Origin of the sequence: Lederbergia graminis (assembly GCF_042655485.1) — a bacterium.
GTDB lineage: Bacteria > Bacillota > Bacilli > Bacillales > Bacillaceae_C > Lederbergia > Lederbergia graminis.
The window spans coordinates 19,130-32,432 of sequence record NZ_JBHSMC010000042.1; the positions used below are offsets into that span (position 1 = coordinate 19,130).

The 13,303-nt window shown below is 34.9% G+C and carries 15 protein-coding genes; 10 read left to right on the forward strand and 5 right to left on the reverse strand.

Translation table 11 applies throughout. The features are described from left to right. Window positions 1-49: 49 nt before the first annotated feature. Window positions 50-1,030: a metal-dependent hydrolase gene (locus tag ACFPM4_RS19355; RefSeq protein ID WP_382355481.1), complete on the reverse strand. Its 981-nt coding sequence runs from the start codon at window positions 1,028-1,030 to the stop codon at window positions 50-52. A gap of 130 nt (window positions 1,031-1,160) precedes the next feature. Between ACFPM4_RS19355 and mutY the strand changes: the two genes are divergently transcribed. The 5 genes from mutY to ACFPM4_RS19380 all read left to right on the forward strand — a co-directional run bounded on the left by mutY (window position 1,161) and on the right by ACFPM4_RS19380 (window position 5,908). After that, the gene (mutY, locus tag ACFPM4_RS19360; protein WP_382355484.1) at window positions 1,161-2,267 is read left to right on the forward strand and encodes an A/G-specific adenine glycosylase; all 1,107 of its coding nucleotides are present in this window, start codon (window positions 1,161-1,163) and stop codon (window positions 2,265-2,267) included. A gap of 41 nt (window positions 2,268-2,308) precedes the next feature. Continuing rightward, window positions 2,309-3,061 carry an enoyl-[acyl-carrier-protein] reductase FabL gene (gene fabL, locus ACFPM4_RS19365; protein WP_382355487.1) on the forward strand — a complete coding sequence of 251 codons (753 nt, stop codon included), beginning with the start codon at window positions 2,309-2,311 and terminating at the stop codon, window positions 3,059-3,061. Between the two features lie 117 nt (window positions 3,062-3,178). After that, entirely contained in the window at window positions 3,179-3,370 is a 192-nt protein-coding gene (locus ACFPM4_RS19370; protein WP_144923174.1) for a gamma-type small acid-soluble spore protein, read from the forward strand. A gap of 185 nt (window positions 3,371-3,555) precedes the next feature. After that, the gene (ntdP, locus tag ACFPM4_RS19375) at window positions 3,556-4,086 is read left to right on the forward strand and encodes a nucleoside tri-diphosphate phosphatase (RefSeq protein ID WP_144923178.1); all 531 of its coding nucleotides are present in this window, start codon (window positions 3,556-3,558) and stop codon (window positions 4,084-4,086) included. A 61-nt stretch (window positions 4,087-4,147) separates the two neighbouring features. Beyond that, complete coding sequence (locus ACFPM4_RS19380; protein ID WP_382355491.1) at window positions 4,148-5,908, forward strand: ABC transporter ATP-binding protein; 1,761 nt, start codon at window positions 4,148-4,150, stop codon at window positions 5,906-5,908. 81 nt (window positions 5,909-5,989) lie between these two features. On the opposite strand, the gene ACFPM4_RS19385 is transcribed toward ACFPM4_RS19380, so the two are convergent. Continuing rightward, complete coding sequence (locus tag ACFPM4_RS19385) at window positions 5,990-7,075, reverse strand: FUSC family protein (protein WP_382355494.1); 1,086 nt, start codon at window positions 7,073-7,075, stop codon at window positions 5,990-5,992. Between the two features lie 33 nt (window positions 7,076-7,108). After that, a complete protein-coding gene (locus ACFPM4_RS19390) occupies window positions 7,109-8,398 on the reverse strand; it encodes a glutamate-1-semialdehyde 2,1-aminomutase (protein WP_382355497.1) in 1,290 nt (429 codons plus the stop codon). Window positions 8,399-8,644: 246 nt separating this feature from the next. Here ACFPM4_RS19390 and ACFPM4_RS19395 point away from each other — a divergent pair, with 246 nt between their 5' ends. From ACFPM4_RS19395 to perR, 4 genes are all read left to right on the forward strand, one after another. Beyond that, a complete protein-coding gene (locus ACFPM4_RS19395; protein WP_382355500.1) occupies window positions 8,645-8,977 on the forward strand; it encodes a potassium channel family protein in 333 nt (110 codons plus the stop codon). 69 nt (window positions 8,978-9,046) lie between these two features. Next, window positions 9,047-9,517, forward strand: a complete 471-nt coding sequence (bcp, locus tag ACFPM4_RS19400; RefSeq protein WP_382355503.1) for a thioredoxin-dependent thiol peroxidase — start codon at window positions 9,047-9,049, stop codon at window positions 9,515-9,517. 237 nt (window positions 9,518-9,754) lie between these two features. Next, window positions 9,755-10,300 carry a cob(I)yrinic acid a,c-diamide adenosyltransferase gene (locus ACFPM4_RS19405; protein ID WP_144923197.1) on the forward strand — a complete coding sequence of 182 codons (546 nt, stop codon included), beginning with the start codon at window positions 9,755-9,757 and terminating at the stop codon, window positions 10,298-10,300. Between the two features lie 97 nt (window positions 10,301-10,397). Further along, the gene (gene perR / locus ACFPM4_RS19410) at window positions 10,398-10,841 is read left to right on the forward strand and encodes a peroxide-responsive transcriptional repressor PerR (RefSeq protein ID WP_144923200.1); all 444 of its coding nucleotides are present in this window, start codon (window positions 10,398-10,400) and stop codon (window positions 10,839-10,841) included. A gap of 59 nt (window positions 10,842-10,900) precedes the next feature. Here the strand turns inward: perR and ACFPM4_RS19415 are convergent, their stop codons facing one another. Together ACFPM4_RS19415 and ACFPM4_RS19420 are read right to left on the reverse strand one after the other, a co-directional pair. Further along, a complete protein-coding gene (locus ACFPM4_RS19415; RefSeq protein ID WP_144923203.1) occupies window positions 10,901-11,557 on the reverse strand; it encodes a YesL family protein in 657 nt (218 codons plus the stop codon). A gap of 106 nt (window positions 11,558-11,663) precedes the next feature. Beyond that, window positions 11,664-12,017, reverse strand: a complete 354-nt coding sequence (locus tag ACFPM4_RS19420) for a YgzB family protein (protein ID WP_144923206.1) — start codon at window positions 12,015-12,017, stop codon at window positions 11,664-11,666. Between the two features lie 154 nt (window positions 12,018-12,171). Here ACFPM4_RS19420 and ACFPM4_RS19425 point away from each other — a divergent pair, with 154 nt between their 5' ends. Further along, window positions 12,172-13,038 carry a nucleotidyltransferase-like protein gene (locus tag ACFPM4_RS19425; RefSeq protein ID WP_144923209.1) on the forward strand — a complete coding sequence of 289 codons (867 nt, stop codon included), beginning with the start codon at window positions 12,172-12,174 and terminating at the stop codon, window positions 13,036-13,038. The last annotated feature ends 265 nt before the right edge of the window (window positions 13,039-13,303 follow it).

Below are 13,303 nucleotides of genomic sequence, written 5' to 3' on the forward strand. Positions count from 1 at the left end.
CTTTTATTATGGCTGAAAATCTGCAGCTTTATTAAAAAAAGTAGTTAGCTTAATCTGTCAAAATGCTTAATTTTTTTCTCAGTTTATCTTCGCTGAAGATCCAGCCTGTATAGGAAGCAATAATTTCCATGTTATGATTTAATTGAACGATCGCTACAAATGGGTAGTGACCATGACTACGGTACCTTAAATCAATGAAGCGTACTTCATAATAACCTGGAAATTCTCCAATCTCCCAACGATAAACGGGAGAGAAGGATAGAAAAGCTGACAAGTTCTTGTCTTTCTTCGCTGCTTCTATTAGTGGTGATTTTGGTACAGGAATTCGTTGGAACTTATCAAAAATAGTAATAGAACGTTTAAACGCACGTCCCACATAGAAATAATCTTTTGTTATTACTGCGATTCTCCACTGATGAAGCCTCATCGTAGGAGAAATAATAATTTCATCAGCATTTGGTATTGATTTTAATACAGCCGATTTAACAGCGCGTTGCATGATGAAACGCAGTATATAGTATAATACGATGACTATATACATCAGTAGAAATGTTAGACCTGGATTTGCTCCAAATAACCATAATAGGATTCCAATTACATGTAGTCCAAAAATAATCGGGTCAAATGTGTTAATAACACCAAGTGCGACCCATTTTGCTGAGAAAGGTCGTAATGCTTGGGTGCCATAGGCATTAAATATATCCACAAAAACATGGAGAAATACGGCTATAAATGACCAAATCCACAGATGTAGTACATTAGCTTCTGGAAAAATAATGGAAACAAATGCTGTTACAACTAATGGCCATAATAACACGGCTGGTATCGAGTGAGTGATACCACGATGATTACGAAGATAAACAGCATTATTGCGTAATTTTAGGAATGTATCAATATCAGGGATTTGCGAACCAATGATTGCAGCAACCAACACACTATTTGCGTTGACACTTGTTTCTGAAACAACGGGGTCAAGTGTTGCAAGACCGCCAATTGCAATCCCCATAACAACATGTGTAGCAGTATCCAATCTAAGTCCTCCTTCAAGAAGGGATGTTCTAATAAATAATATTATATTCAACAGAGATAAATGCAATAAGGGTATATAACTATTATTCCCTAATAATAAGTGAATTAACGTATTTTTAGGAGCTTTGATTATGAATGATAAATGGAAAGAAAATATAAAGCAAATCGATAAAAGGAGATTACAATCAGATTTAGTTAGTTGGTTTGAAAGAGAAAAACGTGATCTCCCTTGGAGGAGAAGCAAGGATCCATATAATATTTGGGTCTCTGAAATAATGTTACAACAAACTAAAGTGGACACCGTAATCCCTTATTATGAAAGATTTTTGGAAAAATTTCCGACAATGGAATCATTTGCATCCGCAGATGATGAATCTGTCCTAAAAATTTGGGAAGGACTTGGTTACTATTCCCGAGTTCGAAATCTTCATTCGGCAATAAAAGAAGTGGTAAAAAATTATAATTCTCAAGTTCCTGATACACGAGAGGAAATATCAAAACTAAGAGGAATTGGACCTTATACTGCTGGAGCAATATTAAGTATTGCTTATGGGAAACCAGAACACGCAGTCGATGGAAACGTTATGCGTGTATTATCTCGTATTTTACGTATTGAACAAGATATTGCAAAACCAGCAACAAGAAAAACCTTTGAACAAGCAGTAAGTGAATTAATTGATCATGACAATCCATCTTCCTTTAATCAAGGATTGATGGAACTTGGTGCCTTAGTTTGTACACCAACATCGCCATCATGTCTGCTGTGCCCAGTACGAGAACATTGCTTAGCTTTTGAAGCTGGTGTAGAAAAAGAACTTCCAATTAAAACTAGAAAAAAATCTACAAAGCATGTTGATCTTGTAGCAGCTGTATTGAAAACTGAGGATGAGAAATTTTTAATTCGGAAACGACCAAGTAAAGGATTACTTGCAGATCTATGGGAATTTCCGAATGTTGAAACGTTAGGTTCTTTTGGGCAAATGCGTACAACTATTAAAGAGTATATCCAAGATGAACTTCAAATTTCAGCTGAAATTGAAACAGGTGCTTTTACGAAAGTGGACCATGTCTTTTCACATTTAACATGGTCAATCAATGTATTTGCAGGTGAATTCCAATTACCAAACGATTATAATAAGGAAAACTGTAGAGTTGTAACAAGGGAAGAACTGGAACAATACGCGTTTCCTGTGTCGCATCAGACGATATGGAGAACATATCTAGAAAAGTATTTATAACAGAATTTACAGTATTGAATCTTAGAAAGGCGGATAATAGTATGCATGAAAATAAAGTTGCACTTGTAACAGGTAGTAGTAGAGGAGTAGGGAAAGCAGCAGCGGTTGCACTTGCTCATGCAGGTTACGATATTGTTGTCAATTATGCTCGCAGTAAGAAGGCAGCATTGGAAACAGTGGAGGAAATTGAGAAGTTAGGTCGAAAAGCATTTTTAGTAAGAGCAAATGTTGGAGATGTAGAGAAGATTAAAAAGATGTTTACAGAGATTGATGAAGAATTTGGTCGTCTAGATGTTTTTATTAATAATGCTGCTTCTGGTGTTTTACGCCCTGCAATGGAACTAGAGGAAACACATTGGGACTGGACAATGAATATTAACAGTAAAGCATTATTATTTTGTGCCCAAGAAGCTGCTAAGTTAATGGAACGCAATGGTGGTGGTAAAATTGTTTCCTTAAGTTCATTAGGTTCCATTCGCTACTTGGAAAATTATACGACAGTTGGAGTATCAAAAGCAGCTGTTGAAGCATTGACAAGATATTTAGCTGTTGAACTTGCATCGAAAAACATAGTAGTTAATGCCGTTTCAGGTGGGGCAATTGATACAGACGCATTAAAGCATTTTCCAAATCGTGAAGAGTTATTAGAAGATGCGCGTAAAAATACACCAGCAGGAAGAATGGTGGAAATAGAAGATTTAGTGAATACGATTATGTTCCTTGTATCAGATCAAGCATTTATGATTCGTGGACAAACAATAATTGTTGATGGGGGCCGTTCTGTATTGGTGTAAAACGTTGATACGCTAACGTTTTCAGCACATACTCTTGAAAAAATAAATTTTTATTTATGTATTTTGGATAATTACTCTACGTTTGGTTACATTATCAAACGTGGAGGTGAGAAAAACATGGCTAAGAGATCAAAATCAGGCACTAACGCACAAGAAGTAAGACAACAAAACGCTCAATCAGCTAGCGGTTCTCAAGGGAATTTTGGAACTGAGTTCGCAAGCGAAACTGATGTACAACAAGTGAAGCAACAAAACCAACAAGCTGAATCAAGAAAAGCAAAAAATTCTGGTAACGCTGGACAACAATAACCCCAGCATGAGGATCTGACTTTTATTAAAAGTTAGATCCTTATTTTTTTGTTAACTTTCAAAAGGATTACTTCCAGCATCTAAACCCCATTTGTTTTAAAATGAGAAAGAAAACGATATAATAGTAAAAAATGAATCGAAAAGAATTAGATTATTCTTTGGAATATGGAAAGTAGGGGAAAATGATGGGGATTCCCGTGGAAGGTGAAGATATTCAAATTCATAGTTATAAACATAATGGTAAGTTACATCGTGTTTGGGAAGAAACAAAGGTATTAAAAGCGACGAAACATCTTGTGATAGGTGGGAATGATCGTACACTTGTTACAGAATCAGATGGAAGAACGTGGATTACAAGAGAACCTGCCATTTGTTATTTTCATACGGACTTATGGTTTAATATCATCGCAATGATTCGTGAGGATGGAATTTATTATTACTGTAATCTCGGCTCTCCGTATGTGTATGATAATGAGGCTTTAAAATATATTGATTATGATTTAGATGTGAAAGTTTTCCCTGATATGACATATACGCTACTAGATGAGGACGAATATGAATTTCACAAGCTACATATGGGTTATCCAGATGTAATTGACCATATTTTAAAAAGAAATGTGGACAAACTAGTACGCTGGATACGACAACGAAAAGGGCCTTTTTCACATGATTTTATTGATACATGGTATGATCGTTATTTAATGTATCGAAGTTAATTTTGGAACCTGTTGTCTATTTTAACAACAGGTTTTTAACATTTTATTGGGGGTAATACGTTTGGGGGTTATGAAACGGTATTTACAATTTGTAAAACCATATCGCTGGAAAATTGTCGCAACATTACTGATTGGAGTTATGAAATTTGCGATTCCGCTATTGATTCCAATATTAATGAAGTATGTGATTGATGATGTAATTGGTTCGGAATCCTTAACTGCTGATGAGCAAACTCGCAAGTTATTTATTACGATGGGCATTATGCTGATTATCTTTGTCGGTATCAGGCCACCAATTGAATACTATCGGCAATATTTTGCCCAATGGACAGCTAGTAAAATATTATATGATATTCGTGATCGCTTATTTACACACATCCAAAAGCTAAGTTTCAAATTTTATTCCAATACTCGAGCTGGGGAAGTTATTTCAAGAGTTATAAATGATGTGGAACAAACAAAGGATTTTGTCATAACAGGATTGATGAATCTGTGGTTAGATGCAACAACAGTATTAATCGCAATCACGATTATGTTGACGATGGATGTACCACTAACTGTCGTGGCAATCATTGTATTCCCGCTGTATATTTTTTCAGTACGATATTTTTTCGGCAACTTACGAAAACTGACTCGCCAGCGGTCACAAGCACTTGCAGAAGTGCAAAGTTACTTACATGAGAGAGTTGCAGGAATGTCCGTTATAAAGAGCTTTGCAATCGAAGACCATGAACAGAAACAATTTGATCGCAACAATGCTAATTTCTTAAATAAAGCACTTAATCATACGAGATGGACAGCAAAGGCTTTCTCTGTTGTAAATACAATTACTGATTTAGCACCACTAATTGTTATTACATATGCAGGTTATCAAGTGATTCATAATGATCTCACTGTAGGTACACTCGTAGCATTCATGGGCTATGTGGAAAGACTATACAATCCACTTAGAAGACTTGTTAATGCCTCTACTACTCTTACTCAATCCATTGCATCGATGGATCGTGTATTTGAATTAATTGATGAAAAATATGATATTGAAGATGCTCCTGATGCGAAAGAATTAACAAATGTGGTCGGAAATATTACATTTGAAAATGTTCATTTTGCCTATGATGAAAAAGAAAAGCCTGTACTGAAAAATATAAATTTAGATGTGAAAGCCGGAGAAACCATTGCTTTTGTTGGAATGAGTGGAGGAGGTAAATCATCTCTCGTCAGTCTTGTTCCTAGATTTTATGATGTAACAAAAGGCAGGATTTTACTTGATGGAGTAGATATTAGAAAACTTAAAGTTCGTAGCTTGCGTGATAAAATTGGGATGGTACTTCAAGATAATATTTTATTTAGTGAATCTGTTAAAGAAAATATTTTGCTTGGGAAACCTACTGGAACTGATCAAGAGGTATATGCAGCAGCTGAAGCAGCCAATGCTCAAGAATTTATTGAAAATTTACCAGAAGGCTATGATACAAAAGTTGGTGAACGTGGAGTGAAGCTTTCAGGAGGTCAGAAACAAAGAGTTGCAATAGCCCGTGTGTTTATTAAAAATCCTCCAATTCTCATATTAGATGAAGCAACCTCTGCACTTGATTTGGAAAGTGAGCATTTGATTCAAGAAGCAATTGAAAAACTTGCAAAAAATCGAACAACATTTATCATAGCGCACAGGTTATCTACCATTACACATGCAGATAGAATTGTGTTAATTGAACATGGGGAGATTGTTGAAATCGGTACGCATGAAGAATTAATGAAAAAACAAGGGCATTATTACCAATTATTCCAAGTGCAAAATCTAAACGTCACACAAGAAACATGAAAGTAAGAAAAGCGGAAGGCGCCTGTAGCTAGACAATCAGCACCGCGGAGCTCTCCTTAAAGATAGAAAAAAGTTCTAGGATTAATTTCTTCCTAGAACTTTTCGTTTTTTCTTTACTTCTTTCTGATGGAACTTTTGTGAAGAACGGATGAGACGTTCTAATTTTTCCAGGTGTTCTTCATATTCCATTAGTGCTGAGAGGATGCGCATTAAATGAAAAGCCTCGAAATCATCCTCTGATTCGTTATTTCTAATTTCTTTTATTAATGATTCGATTAATTGCACACGATTAAAGTCTTCATCGAGTAGTGAATCAAGTCGGATTTCTTGCCTTACTTTCCCAACGTACATTAATAGAAGTTGTTCATGGTAGCTTAGTAAGAAATCGAGATGATCCCTCATGTTCATTTGAATAGAATGAGATAGTTGTTGCAATATATTTTCATGCCGTTGTAATAAGGTTAATATTTCATGACTTTGTTCTGTTACATGAATCATTTGACGATAAATCACGAGTTTGCGCATTTTATTAATTCCGTGTTTTTGAAAGTAATTACGCTCTTCTTGGTACATGGAATATAATTGATTTAATTCTTTAATTCTATTTTTTATCGAACCAAGATCTTTTCTTAGTAGACGCCATTCCGATGCAAAACGACTTGTGAGTCGCATCCATCTAAATATATCTGCATTTACATCCGTTATACTTTGAAATAGTTTTGTTTCATATTTTGGAGGTAAAAAGATAAAATTTACTACAAATGCAGATAAGATCCCCAAAAGGATTGTTGAAGGCCGCAAAATGGCAAGTTGCAGGAAATCATTAGCCGGGGCAGTCATAATGGCAATGATGGTAACCAGAGCTAGACGAATAGAATTTTCCAGCTTTAATGTAACCATGATAATTATTGCTAAAATGGCTGCAAACCCAACAATTAAGGTATGATTACCGAATATTAATATGAAAATAATGGCGAGTATGGCACCGATTATATTACCTTGTATTTGCTCTATAACAGATAAATACGATCGATAAATAGTAGGTTGGATTGCAAAAATCGCTGCTATACCAGCAAAAACAGGAGTAGGCAAATGCAGAAGCTCCGATACATAAAGTGCCAATGTAATGGCAATTCCCGTTTTTAACATGCGGGCCCCAAGCTTCATATCATCAATATCCTTTCTTAAGGCAGTGCCCCGTTATGCTAATTCTTTAAACGCATTTTCAACAGCTATGATTGTTTCCTCAATATCTTCTTCTGTGTGAGCTGTCGTTAAGAACCATGCTTCATATTTAGAAGGCGCTAAATTAACTCCCTGATGTAACATTTTTTTGAAGAATTTAGCAAAAAGCTCTCCGTCTGTTGCTTCAGCTTGTTCATAATTTACTACTTTTTCATTTGTAAAGTAAATAGTTAATGCACCTTTTAAGCGGTTTACTGTAATAGGTGTATTATATTTTGTAGCAGCAGCTAATATACCAGCTTCTAATTTTGCACCAAGTTTATCTAATCTCTCGTAAACTCCTGGTTGCTGTAAAACCTCTAGACAAGCAATTCCTGATAACATAGATGCAGGATTTCCTGCCATTGTCCCAGCTTGGTACGCAGGTCCAAGAGGAGCTACTTTTTCCATAATATCTTTACGACCACCATAAGCACCGATTGGAAGTCCTCCACCAATAATCTTTCCAAGAGCCGTTAAATCAGGGGTAACGCCGATTATATTTTGCGCAGATCCATATGTAAAACGGAATGCGGTTATAACCTCATCAAATATAAGGAGAGCTCCTTTTTGATGAGCTATTTCTTTCACATGGTCAAAAAAGCCAGGAAGAGGTTCAACTATTCCGAAGTTCCCAACTATTGGTTCTGCTAGTACAGCTGCAATTTCATTTCCCCATGTATCCATAGCAATTTGAAATGCTTCGATATCATTAAATGGTACCGTGATAACTTCTTTTGCAATACTTTGTGGTACTCCTGCAGAATCTGGCATTCCGAGTTGAGATGGACCAGAACCAGCAGCAACTAAAACTAAATCAGAGTGACCGTGGTAGCAACCTGCAAATTTAAGAATTTTATCCCTACCAGTATATGCTCTTGCAACACGGATAGTTGTCATCACTGCTTCTGTACCAGAATTAACAAAACGAACCTTATCAAGAGATGGAATTGCTTCTTTTATCATTTTAGCAAATTTCACTTCGTGAGCTGTTGGTGTACCGTACAATACTCCTGTTTCAGCAGCTTGTTTAATTGCTTCTGTAATATGTGGATGTGCATGACCAGTAATAATTGGTCCATATGCAGCTAAATAATCTATATAACGATTTCCGTCTACATCATATAGATAAGCACCTTCTCCTTTTTCCATTGCAACAGGAGAACCGCCTCCAACTGCCTTATATGATCTGGACGGACTGTTTACTCCTCCGACAATATGTTCTAAAGCTTCTTTATGTAGTGCATCTGACTTGGTGTAATTCATGATAACTTCTCTCCTTTAAGCTTACTGTCTTATATTGTAGTCCTTCCAATAAAAGCTGGCAATAAATCAGATGAAATACAAAAAATTCTAATTAACAGCATGGTCTACGATTGCGATCTATCACGTACATATAATATGGACAAGGGAGGAAGAGGTGATAGTGACTTGTGGTATGTCCTCTTTTTTGCTGTAGTAATATGTATTCTGATGGCATTAAGAATATTGTTTTTTCCAGATAGATTTTCTTTGAAACAAGTTTCCTTTGAAAACTTTGCATTTCTCGGGTGTACGTATGTCATCATTATGATAGGTTTTTGTTTGATTTTTTTATTGCTTGAAATGAAAGGGATGAATGTCATTATCGATGCTAGTTCAACTGAAGACGATAGTTGGAACCAGCGTTTGACGAGTTCATTATATTTAAGTGCAATCACACTTTTCTCTGTTGGATATGGGGATGTAGTTCCAATTGGGATTGGTCGACTACTAGTTATGGTAGAAGCTCTTTTAGGTTATACAATTCCCGCAGCGTTTGTAGTTCGAACATTTTTTGATAATGACCCACCAAAGAATAAGTAGCTTATTTGAAATGGGAGTTATGTTTCGTTACGCTATAATAGAAACATAGATAAAAAGGTGGGAAATTCAATGACGATTACAGTAGGAGATAAGGCACCTGATTTCCGATTACAAGCAAGTAACGGGGAAGAGGTTTCATTAACGGACTTCATTGGAGAAAAACATATAGTGCTATATTTTTATCCAAGAGATATGACGCCAGGTTGTACTACTCAGGCATGTGACTTTCGCGATTACCATAAAGACTTTTCCGAATTAGATGCAGTTATTTTAGGGGTTAGTGCGGATCCACTGGAAAAACATGAGAAGTTCATTGATAAGCACGGGTTGCCATTTTTACTTTTAGTTGATGACAATCACGTCTTATCTGAAAAATTTGGTGTTTGGAAACTGAAGAAAATGTTTGGAAAGGAATTTATGGGGATTGAACGCTCCACTTTTATTATTAATAAAGAAGGTGTAGTGGTAAAAGAATGGAGGAAAGTTAAAGTAGCTGGTCATGTGGAGGAAGTACTCCAGTTTATAAAAGAGGAATTGTAAATTATGAGTGGATTTTTGCTGTTTTTTTTATAGTGAAAAAAAGTTGCCTATTTTATAGTAGAAAACGGCTGTTGTCCATGCCAAAAAAGCAAAAGTTCATATTGTATATTAGGGCATACCTCCTCAACATAATCAACTTTTTAAAGGCTGTCATGTACAGCCTGATTTTTTTTGTATTAAAAATTTCTAGTGCTAAAATAATATCAATAAGTATAAAATTCGATTAGGGGGATTTCAGTGAAAATTTATACAAAAACGGGTGATAAAGGCACGACATCATTAGTATATGGTGACAGAATCGCAAAAAATGATTCGCGAGTAGAAGCGTATGGAACTTGTGATGAAGCAAATTCGATGTTAGGACTTGCAATGAGTTATATAGCTAATGATCAATCACCAGAGATAGTGGAAGTACGCCAAGTATTTCATAAAGTACAAACAATATTGTTTCATGTAGGAGCGGAACTAGCAACGCCACCGGGAAAAGAAGTGAAATGGAAATTGCATGAGAGTGATATTGAAGCACTTGAGAAAGTAATAGATAAATGGGATGCTACTTTAGTTCCATTATCCCAGTTCATTTTGCCAGGTGGTCATCCAGCAGGTGCAAGTTTACATACCGCAAGAACAATAGTGAGAAGAGCGGAAAGATGTGCGGTTGGACTGGAAAATGTGAATCCACTTGTTTTAGCCTACTTAAACAGGCTATCCGATTTATTGTTTGTTGCAGCAAGGTATATAAATAATAGGTTAGGTGCCCAAGAGATACAATTACACGAATAAGGGCAAACCATTGACAAGTTTAGTACATTATTAGTACACTATTTATAAGAATTACAATTAGATAATCAATTTAACTTTAGAAAAGAGGTGCTCAGAGGTGTCTGACGTTCAATTAAAAGAAGCTATTCATACATTGAAGGAAACTGGTGTCAGGATTACACCTCAGCGTCATGCGATTCTTGAGTATTTAATCGAGTCAATGACGCACCCAACAGCGGATGATATTTATAAATCATTAGAAGGCAAATTTCCTAATATGAGTGTTGCTACGGTTTATAATAATCTACGTGTTTTTCGTGAGGTTGGACTGGTGAAAGAACTTACTTACGGAGACGCATCCAGTAGGTTTGATTTTGTTACATCTGATCATTACCATGTTATTTGTGAAGACTGTGGTAAAATTGTTGATTTTCATTATCCAGGACTTGATGCAGTTGAACAACTAGCAGCACATATTACGGACTTTCAGATTACACATCATCGTATGGAAATTTACGGTATTTGTCCTGAATGCTCAAAAACAAAATCCAATGTGAATTAAGAAATGGGCTCCGATTACGTTAGCATATAAACTAACAAAATCGAAGCCCATTTATTATTTTACACTTCTTGCTGGGTATGGTTATTAACTAAATTTTCATCTTGCTCGGAATGCTTATTAACTAATTCTTCTTCTTTACGGAATTTGCTGTAACACATTGTGAAAATTGGATATGCAATTATACTAAAAATGACTAAAGTTAAAACAGGCATAATATATAATAGTACTAACATAATTCCGATAAATATGATGGTTAATATCGTTGTTGGTAAATACCTGATTGAAAAGAAAAACGAGTTCTTAAGGATTCCTTTCAATGGTAAATGGTAATGTACCATAACTGGAAATAAATATATAGAAGTAAGTGTGCCAATGATACCTAGTAATAATAATATAGATAATAACACCATTTGCATCATCGAATTCATTGTCATGATAAACATAAAATCTACATAGAAGATGAATGACACAATCGCAAATAATAGTCCTATGATGAAACTATGTTTGAAATTTTCCTTAAAGAAGCGGAAAAATGGGCGTATTACACTAGTATCTTTATGAATTACCCAATTTCGAATCACACCATGCATTGCTGCAGTTGCTGGAAAAATAGTTATAATAGGTAAGGAAACTATTAGCCAAGTAATATTTAAAATAAAGAAAAAGGAAACTACTTCTAAGGCACTGTAAAATCTACTGTTAATAATAGTGATCATCCCCAGATTATTGTTTTATATTTAGTATAACAAAAGATGATATTCAGTAATAGAAGAAAAAAGTTGTCCAATTAGAAGAGTAGTACTCTTTTTAGGACAACTTTTTTTATTGTTGATTTTTTCTATTGTAACTTTCATCAAATTCTTTGCCTTCTAAGTTTGGATCTAATGTTAACGGTTCTCTACAGTACATGCACATATCTACACGGCCAAGTATCTTAGTTGTTTTTTCACAATTAGGACAGACCACTTGAACTGCCTTTGTGGACAACATTCCAATCCAGAAGTAAACTAATGTACTCGCGATAATCGATAGCATCCCTAGTAGCATGAAGATTGTCATAACGATAGGATGGTTTTTAAAGAAGATTCCCACATACATAATGATAAAACCAATAAATACAAGACTAAGTGCAAATGATCTTATTTTATTTATTTTATTTGAATATTTTTTTGCCATGTTCATGCCCTCCTGAATTTAAACTATATCATAGTAAAAAGATAATTTACTATAAAATTGCGACGAAAAAATGAAAAAGAAGGAGATTCAAATTGGCATGTCGAAATGAAAAATAAAGAAAAAGAAGAACGAACTAAATTCGGAGGGAAGAATAGTGGAAGATATCTTAAGGTCCATTTATCAAGAAAGAGCTAGCCAAAAAAATACGTTAGGAATCATCCAAGTAGAGAAAGATCACAAAAAAAATGCACTTACAGATACTTTCCATATTGTTCTCTTAATTATTGTAAAAGAACAACAAAACCCAGTACAAATTAAACACTACCACTATAATAATAGTAAAGCTGCCTTGCACGTAGTATCAGAAAAGCAATTAAATGAATGGCTTCTTTTAGGGTCAAATAGAAAAATTGTAGAATGGCTTTATGAGGGTAGAATCTTATTTGATCGAAATGAGTACTTAGAGAGTTTAAGAAAAGAACTTCGTGACTTCCCGTTCTATGGAAGAAAAATAAAGACAGGATTAGAATTTGCTAAATTAATTCGTAGATATATGGATGGTCGCTCTTTCTTTCAAATGGGTCATTATTTAGATGCATATAATCATATCATCCATTCATTACATCACTTAGCGAGACTATCTATTATCGAGAATGGTTACCATCCCGAATTAACTGTTTGGAGCCAAGTAAAACAAATTGAACCAGAAATATATAAACTATATGAAGAGCTAGTAAAGAGTGAAGAATCTATTGAGAAAAGATTGGAGCTTCTCTTTTTAGCAAGTGAGTTCATGATTTATTCTAGAACCTCTGTAGGAGCATCACATTTAATCGATATATTAAAAACAAAAGAGAAGTGGAGTTTTGATGAGATAGCTACTCACGAGGAAATTATTCATTATGGTGTAGACTTAAGTATCCTTATCGAATACTTAATAGAGAAAGACTTTATTCAAACAGTAGATGTAGAAACAAAGGGAATCGGTATCTATCATCGATACTATAAAATAAAAGAATAAAAATTAATTTATACTTTTCTATTGACGGAAAGGTATTATCTTGGTATAGTAATAAACGTCGCCAATGAGCGACACAAACAATCGAAAAAAACTTCAAAAAAAGTTATTGACTTCGATTAGTGGAAATGTTATTATAGAAAAGTCGCTGTTGGGCGGCAAAGAAGTTTGATCTTTGAAAACTGAACGAAACGAAGCGTTAACAATAATTAAGTAAGACCAGCAATTTTGAGCTACAAACTACTTTTAATGAGAGTTTGATCCTGGC

Excerpts from the sequence above, each read along its gene's own strand:
- mutY (WP_382355484.1), top strand. The coding sequence starts at position 1,161 with ATGAATGATAAATGGAAAGAAAATATAAAGCAAATCGATAAAAGGAGA.
- fabL (WP_382355487.1), top strand. The coding sequence starts at position 2,309 with ATGCATGAAAATAAAGTTGCACTTGTAACAGGTAGTAGTAGAGGAGTA.
- ACFPM4_RS19370 (WP_144923174.1), top strand. The coding sequence starts at position 3,179 with ATGGCTAAGAGATCAAAATCAGGCACTAACGCACAAGAAGTAAGACAA.
- ntdP (WP_144923178.1), top strand. The coding sequence starts at position 3,556 with ATGGGGATTCCCGTGGAAGGTGAAGATATTCAAATTCATAGTTATAAA.
- ACFPM4_RS19385 (WP_382355494.1), bottom strand. The coding sequence starts at position 7,075 with ATGAAGCTTGGGGCCCGCATGTTAAAAACGGGAATTGCCATTACATTG.
- ACFPM4_RS19390 (WP_382355497.1), bottom strand. The coding sequence starts at position 8,398 with ATGAATTACACCAAGTCAGATGCACTACATAAAGAAGCTTTAGAACAT.
- bcp (WP_382355503.1), top strand. The coding sequence starts at position 9,047 with ATGACGATTACAGTAGGAGATAAGGCACCTGATTTCCGATTACAAGCA.
- ACFPM4_RS19415 (WP_144923203.1), bottom strand. The coding sequence starts at position 11,557 with ATGATCACTATTATTAACAGTAGATTTTACAGTGCCTTAGAAGTAGTT.
- ACFPM4_RS19420 (WP_144923206.1), bottom strand. The coding sequence starts at position 12,017 with ATGGCAAAAAAATATTCAAATAAAATAAATAAAATAAGATCATTTGCA.